This window comes from Sphingomonas sp. (assembly GCF_035758555.1).
Taxonomy (GTDB): domain Bacteria; phylum Pseudomonadota; class Alphaproteobacteria; order Sphingomonadales; family Sphingomonadaceae; genus Sphingomonas_B.
In genome coordinates this window covers 1-14,080 of the sequence record NZ_DASTXI010000060.1, presented here as the reverse complement: position 1 = coordinate 14,080, position 14,080 = coordinate 1, and the positions used below count along the sequence as shown (strand labels likewise).

General features: G+C 68.6%; 11 protein-coding genes. 3 read left to right on the top strand and 8 right to left on the bottom strand.

Translation table 11 applies throughout. The features are described from left to right. Positions 1–54: 54 nt before the first annotated feature. The 8 genes from VFT73_RS03390 to VFT73_RS03355 all read right to left on the bottom strand — a co-directional run bounded on the left by VFT73_RS03390 (position 55) and on the right by VFT73_RS03355 (position 10,752). Positions 55–1,239: a class I SAM-dependent RNA methyltransferase gene (locus VFT73_RS03390; RefSeq protein ID WP_326408741.1), complete on the bottom strand. Its 1,185-nt coding sequence runs from the start codon at positions 1,237–1,239 to the stop codon at positions 55–57. Next, on the bottom strand, positions 1,236–2,597 hold the full coding sequence (locus tag VFT73_RS03385; protein WP_326408740.1) for an NAD(P)H-hydrate dehydratase: 1,362 nt from the start codon (positions 2,595–2,597) through the stop codon (positions 1,236–1,238). The genes VFT73_RS03390 and VFT73_RS03385 overlap by 4 nt, the downstream gene beginning before the upstream one ends. Positions 2,598–2,616: 19 nt before the next feature. Continuing rightward, positions 2,617–4,338 (bottom strand): dihydroxy-acid dehydratase, encoded by a 1,722-nt coding sequence (gene ilvD / locus VFT73_RS03380; protein ID WP_326408739.1) that lies wholly within the window; start codon positions 4,336–4,338, stop codon positions 2,617–2,619. Positions 4,339–4,347: 9 nt separating this feature from the next. Beyond that, entirely contained in the window at positions 4,348–5,097 is a 750-nt protein-coding gene (locus VFT73_RS03375) for an N-formylglutamate amidohydrolase (protein WP_326408738.1), read from the bottom strand. Between the two features lie 243 nt (positions 5,098–5,340). Continuing rightward, positions 5,341–6,168, bottom strand: coding sequence for a 4-(cytidine 5'-diphospho)-2-C-methyl-D-erythritol kinase (locus tag VFT73_RS03370; RefSeq protein WP_326408737.1), 828 nt, complete (start codon positions 6,166–6,168; stop codon positions 5,341–5,343). Positions 6,169–6,206: 38 nt separating this feature from the next. Further along, positions 6,207–7,259 (bottom strand): phosphatase PAP2 family protein, encoded by a 1,053-nt coding sequence (locus VFT73_RS03365; protein WP_326408736.1) that lies wholly within the window; start codon positions 7,257–7,259, stop codon positions 6,207–6,209. A gap of 186 nt (positions 7,260–7,445) precedes the next feature. Further along, a complete protein-coding gene (locus VFT73_RS03360; protein ID WP_326408735.1) occupies positions 7,446–9,128 on the bottom strand; it encodes a tetratricopeptide repeat protein in 1,683 nt (560 codons plus the stop codon). Further along, on the bottom strand, positions 9,103–10,752 hold the full coding sequence (locus tag VFT73_RS03355) for an electron transfer flavoprotein-ubiquinone oxidoreductase (RefSeq protein WP_326408734.1): 1,650 nt from the start codon (positions 10,750–10,752) through the stop codon (positions 9,103–9,105). The genes VFT73_RS03360 and VFT73_RS03355 overlap by 26 nt, the downstream gene beginning before the upstream one ends. 110 nt (positions 10,753–10,862) lie before the next feature. Here VFT73_RS03355 and VFT73_RS03350 point away from each other — a divergent pair, with 110 nt between their 5' ends. The 3 genes from VFT73_RS03350 to moaB are packed head-to-tail and all read left to right on the top strand — an operon-like array spanning position 10,863 to position 13,937. Further along, positions 10,863–11,618: a uracil-DNA glycosylase family protein gene (locus tag VFT73_RS03350; protein ID WP_326408733.1), complete on the top strand. Its 756-nt coding sequence runs from the start codon at positions 10,863–10,865 to the stop codon at positions 11,616–11,618. A 2-nt stretch (positions 11,619–11,620) separates the two neighbouring features. After that, a complete protein-coding gene (locus tag VFT73_RS03345; RefSeq protein WP_326408732.1) occupies positions 11,621–13,420 on the top strand; it encodes a lytic transglycosylase domain-containing protein in 1,800 nt (599 codons plus the stop codon). After that, the gene (gene moaB / locus VFT73_RS03340) at positions 13,410–13,937 is read left to right on the top strand and encodes a molybdenum cofactor biosynthesis protein B (protein ID WP_326408730.1); all 528 of its coding nucleotides are present in this window, start codon (positions 13,410–13,412) and stop codon (positions 13,935–13,937) included. Before VFT73_RS03345 ends, moaB begins: the two co-directional genes overlap by 11 nt. Positions 13,938–14,080 lie beyond the last annotated feature (143 nt).

The following is a 14,080-nucleotide window of genomic DNA, read 5'->3' as shown; positions in this document are numbered from 1 at the left end:
AAAATAGGAAGAAAAATAGGGACTGTCCCTATTTTTGGAAAATGGGGACTGTCCCTATTTTCGGGTGAAGTGGGCGGCCAGTTCGACGTGCGTCGACCAGCGGAATTGGCCGACCGGGGTTACGCGCGCGAGCCGATAGCCGCCGGCGGCGAGCAGCTTTGCATCGCGGGCGAAGCTCGCCGGGTTGCACGAGACATAGGCGATGCGCGTCACCGCCGACGCGGCGAGTTGCTGCGCCTGGACTTCGGCTCCGGCGCGGGGCGGGTCCAGCACGACTGCCTCGAAACGGTTCAGCTCGGCCGTTGCGAGCGGGCGGCGGTAGAGGTCGCGATGCTCGACGAACACGCCGCGGCCGGCCGCCTTCAGTGCCAGCACCGCGTCGCGTGAGGCTTCGGCTGCGTAGCGCTTACCCGACAGGCTGAGCGCGAAGGTGCCGATGCCGGCGAACAGGTCGGCGACGATTGCCGCACCGCCGATGCCTTCGCGGACAGCCGCGACCAACGCCGCTTCGCCGTCCGCGGTCGCCTGGAGGAAAGCGTCGTGCGGTAGCGGCACCGGCGTGCCGCCGAGCGTCACCGTGACCGGCTGCGGCTCCCAGCGGGTCTGCGGGCCCATGCCGTCGTCGAGCGAAAGCCGGGCAAGCGCGTGCCGCTCGGCAAAGACGGTCAGCGCCTCCGTGGCGGCGAGCGTCTCGGCCGAGACGCCTTCGATCAGCAGGTCCACGCCCTGATCGGCGAGCGCCATCTTGACCGTCGCGGCGCGCTTGTCCGGCAGCAACGTAACGAGCAGCTCCCTTAACGGCGCGACCAAAGCGAACAGCTCCGGCCGGAGGATATGGCATTCGCGCATATCCTCGATCCGGTGGCTGCGCTCCTGCTTGAACCCCAGCAACACGCGGCGGCCGATCCGTTGCGCGCTGAGGCTGGCGCGGCGGCGCGTGCGTGGCGGTGATAGATGGACCGGCGCGAAACCGGGCAGCAGCATCCCCTGCCCTTCCAGTGCGCTGGCGATCCGGTCGCAGACGAAACCGGCATAGCTTTCGTCGTCGAGGTGCTGGAGCTGGCAGCCGCCGCATTCGGGGAAGTGGCGGCATGGCGGCAGCTGGTGGTGCGGTCCCGGTTCGATCGAGCCATCGGTGCGCAGCCGATCGCCCGGCGCGGCGAGCGCGGCGAAGCGGCCGTCCGCGGTCGCGCCGTCGCCCCGCGCCGCGACACGGACGATCAGATCGGGGTCAGTCACAGGCAATCGGACAGATGGCGGGCCAGATCGTCGGCGAGGAACGCGCGGCCCGATCGCCGCGCTGCTTCGCCGTGCAGCCAGACGCCGGCCTGCGCCGCCTCAAATGGCGGCAGGCCGCGCGCCAGCATTGCACCGATCGCGCCCGACAGCACGTCGCCGGTACCGGCGGTCGAGAGCCAGGTCGACGCCTCACCCGTGAGCGCAGCGCGGCCGTCGGGCGCCGCGACGACGGTGTCGGCGCCCTTGTAGACGACGACTGCGCCGCTCCGCGCGGCGGCAGCGCGGGCGCGCTCGACCTTGGAAGGCTGTTTGAGGTCGGGAAACATCGCGCGGAATTCGCCTTCGTGCGGCGTCAGGATCGCGGGTGCGCCCGGTTTGCAGTCCGCGAGCAGATGCAGCGCATCGCCGTCGATCACCAGCGGGCGGTCGCTGTCCAGCGCGGCGGCGAGCGCCCGCTCGGCACCAGCGCCGCGGCCGAGGCCCGGGCCGACCACCACCGCGCCGATGCGCTTATCCGCAAGCGCCTCGCCCAGATCGGCCGTAACACGCCGGACGATCGCATGCGGAGGCGCGAAGTGCGGCTCCGGCTCCAGCAGCAGCACGTACCCCGCGCCGGCATGCGCGGCGGCGAGCGCCGCCAGCTCGCCCGCGCCGGGCATCGCGCCGCCGACCACGGCGACCAGCCCGCGCGTGTATTTGTGGTCCTCGGGGCCGGGCGGGGGCAGGTCCGGGCGGCTGAGGGCGCTTAGCTGCGCCTGTGCGGAAATGCCGATATCGACGGTCACGATCCGCCCGCATCTGGCAGCAGCGGGCTGGAGCAGGTGCGCCGGCTTCAGCGTCGCGAAGGTGACTGTCAGGTCGAAGCGCGGCACCGGGCTCAGCAGCGCGCCGGTATCGGTCTCGACGCCGCTCGGCAGGTCGACCGAGACGCGGATGCGTGCGGCCTCGGCAAGGGATGCCAGGCGCGCGGCGACTGTCTCGTCCAGGCCGCGCGAGAGGCCGGTGCCGAACAGCGCATCGATCAGCAGCGGCGCGGGCGCGGCATCCTCGATCGGCACCACCGGCCCTGCCCAGGCCGCGTATGCGGCGGCCGCGGCACCGGCCTTCGGTTCGCCCAGCGCCGCGACCCGGACGTTCATGCCCCGCTGGCGCAGATATCGCGCCGCCACATAGCCGTCGCCGCCATTGTTGCCCGGCCCGCACAGCACCAAGGTCGGCAGTGGACCGGCATAACGCCAGGCCGCTTCGGCGACGCCAAGCCCCGCACGCTCCATCAGCGTCTCCACCGGCATGCCCGCGGCGATCGCCCGCTCCTCGGCGGCGCGCATTTCGGCAGCGGTGAGGATCGGGCGGGTCATGTCTCCCCCTAGCGAGGGATCAGATATCCGCAAACATGTGCGTTTCGGCCTTCGCGCCCGGATGCGTGACGGCACCCTGATACGCCGGCCCGACATTCTGCGCGTATCGCCAGAGCGCACCCGCCTGATAGTCGTTGCGGCGCGGGGTCCACCGTGCGCGGCGTTCGGCCAGCACGGCTTCCGGCACGTCGAGGTCGATCGTGCCCGCCTCGGCATCGATGCGGATCACGTCGCCGTCCTCGACCAGCGCGATCGGACCGCCATCCGCCGCTTCGGGGCCGACATGGCCGATGCAGAAGCCGCGCGTGCCGCCGGAAAAGCGCCCGTCGGTGATCAGCGCGACCTTCTCGCCCATGCCCAGGCCATAAAGCGCGGCGGTGGTCGACAGCATCTCGCGCATGCCCGGACCGCCCTTCGGGCCTTCGTAGCGGATGATGATGACGGTCCCTTCGGCGATCTGCCGCGCCTCGACGGCGGCAAAGGCGTCCTCCTCGCAATCGAACACGCGCGCAGTGCCTTCGAATTGCAGCCGGTGCATGCCCGCGACCTTCACGATCGCACCTTCCGGGGCCAGCGTGCCCTTCAGGCCGACGACACCGCCGGTCGGCGTGATCGGGTTGGCGACTTCGCGGATGACTTTCTGGTCGGGGTTCCAGGTCACGCGGTCGATATTCTCGGCAAGCGTGCGGCCGGTCACGGTCATGCACTCGCCGTCGAGCAGGCCGCCGTCCAGCATCGTCTTCATCAGCATATAGACGCCGCCGGCCTCGTACATGTCCTTCGCGACATATTTCCCGCCGGGTTTCAGGTCTGCGAGGTAAGGCGTTGATTTGAAGATGCGGGCGACGTCGTGCAGGTCGAAATCGATCCCCGCTTCGTTCGCCATCGCCGGCAGGTGCAGCGCGGCATTGGTCGACCCGCCGGTCGCTGCCACCACGCGCGCGGCATTCTCGAACGCCGCACGGGTGCAGATGTCGCGCGGGCGGATGTTGCGCGCGAGCAGCTCCATCACGGCCTCGCCTGCCGCCACCGCCACTTCGTCGCGCGCGCGATAGGGTGCGGGCACCATGTTGCTGTTGGGCAGCGACAGGCCGATCGCCTCGCCGACACACGCCATGGTATTCGCGGTGAACTGGCCGCCGCACGCACCAGCCCCAGGGCACGCGACCTTCTCCAGCGCGATCAGCTCGCGCAAGGGGCAATTGCCGGCCGCATGCTGGCCGACCGCCTCGAACACATCGACCACGGTCACGTCATGCCCGTGAAAGCTGCCGGGCAGGATCGATCCGCCATAGACGAACACGCTGGGCACGTTCAGGCGCAGCATCGCCATCATCATGCCGGGCAGCGACTTGTCGCATCCCGCAAAGCCGACCAGCGCGTCATAGCAGTGGCCGCGCACGCTGAGCTCCACCGAATCGGCAATGACCTCACGGCTGATCAGCGAGGCCTTCATGCCCTGATGGCCCATCGCGATGCCGTCGGTGACGGTGATGGTGTTGAAGCGGCGCGGCATGCCGCCGCCCGCCTCCACGCCCGTGCGGGCCGCATCGGCCTGGGCGTCGAGCGTGATGTTGCAGGGCGCGCTGTCATTCCCCGCCGAGACGATGCCGACGAAGGGCCGCGCGATCGCCTCTTCGTCCAGCCCCATCGCGTAGTAATAGCTGCGATGCGGCGCCCGCTCGGGACCGGCCGAAACGTGGCGCGACGGGAGCTTGTTCTTGTCGAAACGCGTGCTCATCGCGCAGCCCTATGTCCGAAAGGACGCCGGCGGCGCAAGCTTGTTGCGGCAGTGCACAATGACGTGCTCCAGCACCTCCGCCCAGCGCGCCACGCCGGCGGCATCGCGGACCAGATCGTTCCGCACTTCGATCGCGAGATAGGGAATGCCGTGCGCCTCAGCATGCAGGTTCATCGTCGCGTTCAGCAATTTGCCCGAATAGGGTTCGTTGTCGCCGGTCTCGAAACCCATCGCGCGGAGCTCCGCGATCGCGATCCGGGCGGCACGGTCGTCGCCATTATAGAGAATGCCGACCTGCCAGGGGCGGTCGGGGCCATCGGCAGTCTCCAGTCGCGGCGTGAAGCTGTGGATTGCGGCGATCAGCGCCGGCCGGTTCGCCGCGACCATGTCCGCCAGCCTCGCGTGATAGGGTCGCCAGAAGCGCGCGATCCGCGCCGCGCGATCGGTTGCTGCCAGCCCGGCATTGCCCGGAATATGGTGACCGTCGCTCGCTTCGGGGATCAGCGCGGGGCTGTCCTCCTCCCGGTGCAAATCGAGCACCAGCCGCGAAACGGCGCCGAACAGCCCGGGACAGCCGAGCCGCCGACACAGCGCGCCGCCCAGATCGGCTGCGCCGATGTCCCAGCCGATATGTTTTTCCGTGTGTGCCGGATCGATACCGAGATCGATATCGGCCGGAATGGTGCGGGAGGCGTGATCGACGACGATCAACAGGTCGGAGGCGGCATCGCCGGACAGGATGGAATAGGCTTCGCTCACGGCAGCGCTGCTGCCCCGTCGCGCGGCGAAAGTCACGGGGTTTGGGGAACGGCACAACAGGTGCCGCCCCCCATGCCCGATGCATGCGCGAGATACGCCGCGCATGGACCATGGACGGACGGGCGATGCTGGCGGGCAGGCCGATCCGTGCCCTGCGGTTCAGCAATGCTTGTGCCAACAGCTAAGTATTTGATTTGACTAAGCGCAGTCTGCGCCGGCCTGTGCCGAAGCTGGACGCGCGGGTCAGGCCAGTGCCGTTTCGAGACTCCAGGGCCAGCGGCGCCGGGCCTGCTCGCCTGCGCGCGCGCAATCGGCTTCCCGCTGGAAAAGGGCGAAGCAGGTCGCACCCGATCCCGACATACGCACCAGCACCGTGCCGGGCTGAGCGCTCAGCCAGCCGAGCAATTCGCCGACGATCGGACAGATCTCGATAGCGGGGGCCTGAAGATCGTTGCGCCCGGCACGCGCCGCCTGCAGCGGGTCCCCTGCGGCAAGCAGGCCGCGGTCGACGCCGTCCCACGCCGCGAACACGGGCCCGGTCGGCATCGCCACGCCGGGATTGACCAGCAGCAGCGGCATGCCGCCCAGCTTGCCGGCCGGGACCGCAGACAGCAGGTCGCCCCTGCCCTCGCCCCGCACCGTGCGGCCGGCGAGGCAGGCCGGCACGTCGGCGCCGAGCTGGCGCGCGATCGGCTCCAGCGGCACATCGGCGCCCCAGAAGCGCCGAAGCAGCCGCAGCGCCGCCGCCGCATCGGCCGAGCCGCCGCCGATGCCAGAGGCGACCGGCAGGTTCTTTTCCAGCACCAGCGCCGCGCTCTCGGGCACATTCGCGGTCTGCCGCAACGCCGCCGCGGCACGGAGCACGAGATTGTCGGGGCCGATGCTCAGTCCTGCCGCGAACGGGCCCTCGATGCTCAGCGACAACGTGTCGGCCGGCCGGACCGACAGCCGATCTCCGTCGCGTGCGAACGCGAATAGCGTCTCGATCCGGTGATAGCCGTCCGCCAGCCGCTCGCGCACGTGCAGCGCCAGGTTGATTTTCGCGGGGGCGGATTCCGATGCGCTTGCCATCACGCGCTTCTGGCGCGTGCAGGCGCGGACGCCAAGCGTCAGGCGGCGAAAGCTTCCGGCATGGCGAGCCGCTGCGGGGGACGACCGATGGTTTCGGCGATCCGGCCGGACAGGCGCCAGACGCCGAGCATCATCGCCGCCGCGACCACGCCATCGGCCGCATAGTGCCAGCCGAGATGGACGGATGCGATCCAGATCACGACCGCATAGACGGTCAGCACCTGCCCGACCGATCGCCGGGCGGTCCAGCCCGCCAGCGCGATCAGGGTCGCCATCGCGACGTGCATCGACGGCATGGCCGAAATACCCCCGGCTGGCGCATATCGGCCCGAGGCCTGGGCGCTCAGCAGCATCGACTGGAAATCGAGATTGCTGAGCTCCAGCCCGGCCGCACGGCCCTGCGCCGCCAGCTCGCCCAGGCGCGCGGTCAGAGCCGCGAAATCGGGATCGGCGCCGACCAGCTCGTTGTAATAGCAGGGTCCCGCGGAGGCGAACGCCCAGGCGGCCAGCATGCCGATCAGCAACCAGCCGAGCACCCAGGCGATCAGCATCTGCGCGCGCCGCCGGTCGTCCCGCACCAGGAATGGGACGGCCATCGGAAACGCCATGAAGATCAGCGACCAGAAGGAATAGATGCGGTCGATGACCAGCGTCGGCCAGAAACCGCCGAACAGCGCGTGCGTCACACGCCATGCCGACACGCCGAGCGTCGCCCGCTCGATCCCGGCAATGACCGGATCGGCGACGAAGGCGCGTTCCGCAAGCAGCAGCTGCTTGAATGCGCCGAAGCCCGGCAGCAGCAGGATCAGGCACAAGCCGCCGAGCACGACCCAGGCCGCGCTGCCCGCGCACAGGAATTTGCCTCTGCCCGTTATCCGCAACGCACCCCGGCAGATAATGTAGAGGATGCCGCCCAGCATCGCCGCGGTCGAGACGAACAGCAGCAGGATCGGATAGAAATGGCGCCAGTCGACCCCGCTCGCCACGAGCGTTGCCAAACTGGTCGCGATCATCAGCGGCAGCAGGAATCCCGCCGTATTCCGCAGCATCGCCGCGCGGCTGTCGCTTGTGACGGAGGCTCGCCGGCTCATGACCGTTCCTTGCCCAAATCGGGTTAAGAGCCGGTCAACTCCGCATCGCGGCGGGGTCAAGTCTATATCTCATTCGTCACCCCGGCCTTGAGCCGGGATCCCGCTGCCTTTTCTCAGAAGGAACAAGCGGAATCCCAGCTCAAGGCCGGGATGACGATAGATGATCAATGGTTTAGCGTTCTCACTCTAGCGCGCGGCCAGTGCCGGGCTGAAGCCGTCCTCTGCCTTGGCCCTGGCGCGGGCGGCGACATCGGCGTTGTCGGCCAGCACCGCGGCCGCGTTCCAGGCGTAGCGTGCTTCGTACTTGCGGCCCGCAGCCCAATAGGCGTCGCCCAGATGCTCGTTCAGGGTCGCGTCCTCGGGCTGACCGCGAACGGCCTTTTCGAGTGCGGGGATCGCCTTGGCGACGTCGCCGACCAGGTAATGCGCCCAGCCGAGCGAGTCGGTGATCGCGGGATCGTCGGGCTTCAGCTGACTCGCCCGCTCGATCAGCGCCAGCGCGGCCTTCACATTCTCCCGCCGCTCGAGCTGAGCATAGCCGAGATAGTTGAGCGCGACCGGCTGCAATGGGGCAAGCTTTACCGCCTTTTCGAGCGCCGGTTTCGCCTCCGCCCAATTGCCGCCCTGATCGAGTGCGCTGCCCCTCAGCAGCCACAGGCTCCACAATTTGTCGGCCATGTCCGGCGTTTTTTCGGCAACCGCGATGGCACGGTCATAGGCCTGGGCAGCCTCGGCGTGCCGGTCGAGCGCTTCCAGCAGGTCGCCGACGCGCACCATGTCCGCCAGCGTTGCCGTCGAGCTGTCGCTCTTCGCCCGGGCGAGCGCCAAGGCGTCCTCGCGCCGGTCGAGCGCCGTCAGGATGCCGACGCGCGTGTCGATCGCGGCGCCCGCATAGGGGCTGCCCGCGCCGACGGTGCCGGCAAGCTCCAGCCCCCTGTCCGACTGGCCGACATTGGCGAGCAGCCGTGCCAGCATCACTGTCGCGCCGTCGTTCGACGGATCGAGATAGTGGGCGAGCCGCGCCAACGTCAGCCCGACCGGAGAGCGTGGGTCCGACTGGATTGCTTCACCGACGCGCACGAGCAGGCTCGCCACGCCGCCCGCAGCGTCGAGCGAGCCGACCGTCAGCGGCTTGCCGGCCTGGACGAGCGCGCGCGCCGCGGTGATCTCCGCCTCGTCGCCGCGAAGCAGCATCAGCGCCGCATCCCGGCGCCCGGCTGCCTGAAGTGCAGATGCCGCGGTCAGCTTCAGGGCCGCCGATCCGCCGCCCGAGGCGAGCGCCTGCGCCTGGGCGACCGTGGCGGCCTCGTTCAGCCTGCCGGACGCGATCAGCAACAGCGCGCGCTGCTCCGATCCCAGCGCCGAGGTCAGCGCGCTGCCGGTCGGCGCGTCGAGGATCGCGAACGGATCGCCCTGCCCGCTCGCCTGCGCGACCCAGGCGCGGAGCACGGGGATCAGGAAATCGAAGCTGCCGTCCTTGCCGAGCGCGACCAGGGCCGCATTGGCGGCCGGCCAGTCCTTTTCCTTCAGCGCCTGCGACAGGTACAGCAATTGCCCGTCCGCCGGCAGTGCGCCTGCCTTGTCGAGCGCGGCCGCTGCCTTCAGCGCGAGCGGAAAATCGCCGGCGATGATCGCCTGCCTGTATGCGCGCGCTGCGATCGCGGCATCGTCCGGCCGCGCGGCCAGCACCGTCGAATAGGCGCGCGATGCGGCATCGAGCGCGCCGTCCGCTCCCGCAAGCCGCGCCCGGGCATAGGCCTGGAGCAGCGACGGGGAATCGACCGTCGTGACCCTCTTTGCTTCGGCGCCCGAGGACGCCAGCAGGGCCAGGCCCAGGGATACGCTACATATTCGGGTAATTCGGTCCACCACCGCCCTCCGGCACGACCCAGTTGATGTTCTGGGTCGGGTCCTTGATGTCGCAGGTCTTGCAGTGAACGCAATTCTGCGCGTTGATGACAAAACGCGGATTTCCTTCGTCCTGTCCCACAACCTCGTAAACGCCCGCCGGGCAGTAACGCTGCGCGGGCTCATCATAAACCGGGAGGTTATAGGCGATCGGGACGTCCGGATCCTTCAGCGTCAGGTGGATCGGCTGATCCTCCTCATGATTGGTATTCGACAGGAACACCGAGGAAAGGCGGTCGAAGCTGATCACGCCATCGGGCTTCGGATAATCCGGCTTCACGCACTCATTCGCGCGCCACAACTTGGTGTGATCCGGCTTGTGCTTGAAAGTGAACGGCAGGCCGATGCCCAGCTGTCGCATCCACATGTCGACGCCGGCAAGAAGCGTGCCGACGGTGCCGCCGAACTTCGCGATGGCGGGCTCGACGTTGCGGACTTTTTTGAGCTCCTTCGCGATCCAGCTCTTTTCGAGCGCGTCGGGATAGGCGCTCAGCTCGTCGGCCGACCGTTCGGCGCGGATCGCGTCGAACGCGGCTTCGGCGGCAAGCATGCCGGACTTAATTGCGGTGTGGCTGCCCTTGATCCGCGGCACGTTCACAAAGCCGGCCGAGCAACCGATCAGCGCGCCGCCCGGGAAGACCAGCTTCGGCACCGATTGCCAGCCGCCTTCATTGATCGCGCGCGCGCCGTAGGAAACGCGCTTGCCGCCTTCCAGCATCTCCTTGATCGCCGGATGGTGCTTCCAGCGCTGGAACTCGTGGAACGGCGAAAGATGCGGGTTCTTGTATGAAAGCGCGACGACGAAGCCGAGCGCGACCTGCCCGTTCGCCTGGTGATAGAGAAAGCCGCCGCCCCACGCGTCGGTCAGCGGCCAGCCCTGGGTGTGGACGACCTTGCCCGGCACGTGCTTGGCCGGATCGATGTCCCACAGCTCTTTGAGGCCGATCCCATAGACTTGCGGTTCGCTGTTCGCATCGAGCTCGAAGATGCGCTTCAGCTCCTTGGTCAGGTGGCCGCGCGCCCCCTCGGCGAAGAAGGTGTATTTCGCGTGGAGCTCCAGTCCCGGCTGATAATCGGGCTTGTGGGTGCCGTCGCGCGCGACGCCCATGTCGCCGGTCGCGACGCCCTTCACCGATCCGTCCTCGTTGAACAGGATCTCCGCGGCCGCGAAGCCGGGGAAGATTTCGACGCCCAGTCCTTCCGCCTGCTCGGCCAGCCAGCGGCAGAGATTGCCCAGCGACCCTGTGAAGGTCCCCTTGTTGTTCATGAACGGCGGCATCAGCACGTGCGGAAATTCGTATTTCTTGTGCTCCGTCAGCACCCAGTGATGGTTTTCGGTGACGGGCGTCTGGGCAAGCGAGCACGTCTCGCGCCAGTCGGGGAGCAACTCGTCGAGGCCGGCCGGGTCCACTACCGCGCCCGACAGGATATGCGCGCCGACTTCGGAGCCCTTTTCGAGGACGCAGACCGACAGCTCCTGCCCGTTCGCTTCGGCAAGCTGCTTCAGCCGGATCGCCGCCGCCAGCCCGGCCGGGCCGGCACCGACGATCACCACGTCGTAAGGCATCGCTTCGCGTTCGCTCATTCGCTGTTCCTCGTTACGGGCCCGCTTCGTCGCACCTCGGCCACGGCCTGTGGCGGTTAACCGATGCAGTCGGTTGACCCAAGCGTCAACCGCGGACCTTAGTATCGGCGATGGTAGGGGCGTTAGCTTTAAACGACCGCGACGCTGCGGCCAGCCTGATCCGCTGGTGGCGGGACGCCGGTATCGACACGCTGGTCGAGGACCAGGCGCGCGACTGGCTGGCTGCGCCGAAACCGCTGCCGCTGAGCGAGCGCAGCAACGCCGCGAAGGCGGCAGAGTCGCCCGCTCCCGCGCGCAGGTCGCAGCCCCTGTCTCCTGAAAACGAGAAGGAAGTCTTTCCCCCCTCCCTTCCCGCGCTGCTCGACTGGATGCGCGACAGCGGCGACGTGCCGGAGGCGCGGTGGGGCCGCACGCGCGTGCTCGCCGCCGGCGATCCGCAGTCGGACCTGATGATCATGATCGACGCGCCCGATGCCGGCGAGCTGATCGGCGGCGAGACCGGCGAACTGTTCGACCGGATGCTGAAGGCGATCGGCCGCGACCGCGGTTCGATCTGGCTGGCGCCGTTCGCAACCGTCCGTCCGGTCGGCCGCATCCCGCGCGAGGCGCTTCGCCGGCTGACGGCCATCGCGCGCCACCATATCGGCCTGGTCGCGCCGAAGCGGCTGCTGATCATGGGCGATACGCCCAGCCGTGCGCTGCTCGGGACGGAAGTGATCCCGGCGCGCGGACAATATCATTCGCTTAATCTTGGCGCGGCGACTGTGGAGGCGGTTGCGACCGTTCACCCGCGCCTGCTGCAGGAACGCCCGAGCTTCAAGGCCCAGGCGTGGAAGGACCTGCAGCTTGTAATGGAGGGGCTTTGATCATGCGCCTGGCGCCATTCTCGGCGTGCCTGCTGGCAGCCGTTTCGATGCCCGCGCTCGCAGAGGGCGACGGTTCGCGGCGTGCGGCGGTGGAGTCACACGGCATCGGGCAATTGCCGTCGGTGCTGAACGAGTCCGAAAAGGCGGCCTATCTGGGCGTCTTCGCCGACATGAAGGCGGGGCTGTGGGCGCAGGCCGCGACGAAGATCGACGCGCTGTCGGACGGGCCGCTCAAATATTATGCGCGCGCCGAGCTCTATACCGAAAAGGGCTCGCCCAAGGTCACCAACCCCGACGATCTCACTTCGCTGGCCGCTGCCGCGCCGTGGCTGCCGCAGGCGCCGCAGCTCGTCGCGCTCGCGCGGACGCGCGGTGCTGACGAAACGCCGGAACTTCCCGCCCAGCAGCGGATGATCTGGCTCGGCTCGGCGCCAGCGCGGGAGCGCGCCGACACAATCAAGGGCGATCCGGTCGCGGCGCAGCTCGCGCCCAAGATCCTGCCGCTGATCAAGATCGACGATCCCGCCGGCTGCGAAGCGATCCTGTCGGAGCAGGAGCCGAACCTCTCGGGCCCCGCGCTGACCGAATGGCGTCAGCGCGTCGCCTGGTCCTATTATCTGAACGGCGACGATCGCAATGCGCGCCGGCTTGCCGACCTTGCCCGCCGCAACGGCGAAGGCGATTGGCGGGTGCAGGCGGACTGGACCTCCGGCCTCGCATCCTGGCGCATGCACGATTACCCGCAAGCCGCGGAGGCCTTCGCTTCGGTCGGCAAGCGCGGCAGCGATCCGGATATTCAGGCGGCGGGCCATTACTGGGCGGCGCGCGCGTTCATGGCTGCCGGCCATCCGGAGCAGATCCAGGCGCATCTGCGCGCAGCCGCCCATTATGGCGAGACATTCTACGGCATCCTTGCCGCCGAGGCGCTGGGCCTCAGGCAGCTGCCGCCCAGCGAGCGAGACGCGCTCACGCGGCAATGGTCGCGGCTGTCTGCGATACCGAACGTTCGCGTCGCCAAGGCCCTCGCGGAGATCGGCGAGCGCGACCGTGCGTCGCAGGCGCTGAAGTTCGAAGCGCGGCTCGGCCGGCCGGAGGACCATGCGCTGCTCGCCTCGCTGGCGGCGCGGCTGAACCTGCCGGAGACGCAGCTGTATCTGGCGCATAACGGCCCGTCGGGCGCGGAGCCGAGCACGTCGGCGCGCTACCCGACGCCCGACTGGCGCCCGGTCGGCGGCTGGCGGATCGACAAGAGCCTGGTCTACGCCCATGCGCTGCAGGAAAGCCGTTTCCGTCCCGACGTCGTGAGCCCGGCGGGCGCCTATGGCGTGATGCAGGTGCTTCCGGGCACCGCACAGCTGATCGCACGGCGCCGTGGCGAACGCGCGCCCGACCGCAGCGACCTTCTGAATCCCGCCGTCAATCTCGACTATGGGCAGGCGCGGCTGGAGCATGTGCGCGATTACGGCGCCACCGGCGGCCTGCTGCCCAAGGTCATCATGGGCTATAATGCCGGTCCGGGCATGCTCGACGAATGGAACACGCGCGTGAAGGGCGGCGAGGACCCGCTGCTGTTCATGGAATCGATCCCGTTCTGGGAAACGCGCGGCTATGCCGTGACGGTGATGCGCAATTACTGGATGTACGAGCGCAATTCCGGCCAGAAATCGCCGAGCCTGAAGGCACTTGCGCAGGATATGTGGCCCCGTTTCCCGGGCCTTCCAGGTGCGAAGGCAGTACGGCTGGAGCCGCGCGAGCCGGTCGAAGTGGCCGACGCGCGGACGACGGCGCCCGGTGCCCATTGACGACAGCCGGCCGTTCCGGCCGGTCCGCATCGCCGTCCTGACCGTATCGGATACGCGCGGCCCGGCGGAGGACACGTCCGGCGACCTGCTGGTCGAGCGGCTGACCGCCGCCGGTCACATCCTCGCCGGACGCACAATAGTCCGCGACGATCTGGAGGAGCTGACCGCACGCCTGCACAATTGGGTCGACGATCCGGACGTGGATTGCGTGATCTCCACCGGCGGCACCGGCGTCACCGGGCGCGACGTCACGCCCGAAGCGCTGCAGGCGCTGGGCGGCAAGGACATTCCCGGTTTCGGCGAGCTGTTCCGCTGGCTCAGCTACCAGTCGATCGGCACGTCGACGATCCAGTCGCGTGCGTGCGCAGTCGTGGTGCGTGGAACCTACATTTTCGCGCTGCCCGGCTCGAGCGGCGCGGTGAAGGACGGCTGGGACGGCATTCTCGGCCCCCAGCTCGACAGCCGCCACCGGCCCTGCAACTTCGTCGAGCTGATGCCCCGACTCCGGGAGCGATAGGGGCCACACGCGGCATCTTAAGATTCCCGATACTTTAATTCCGTTACGGATGCGGTTTCTACGATGTTGCGCGATCGGCCTTGGGCCCTAGCTTTCATGCATCATCAAGAAGGGACGAAACGACTGTGGGCCGCCGCGTACTC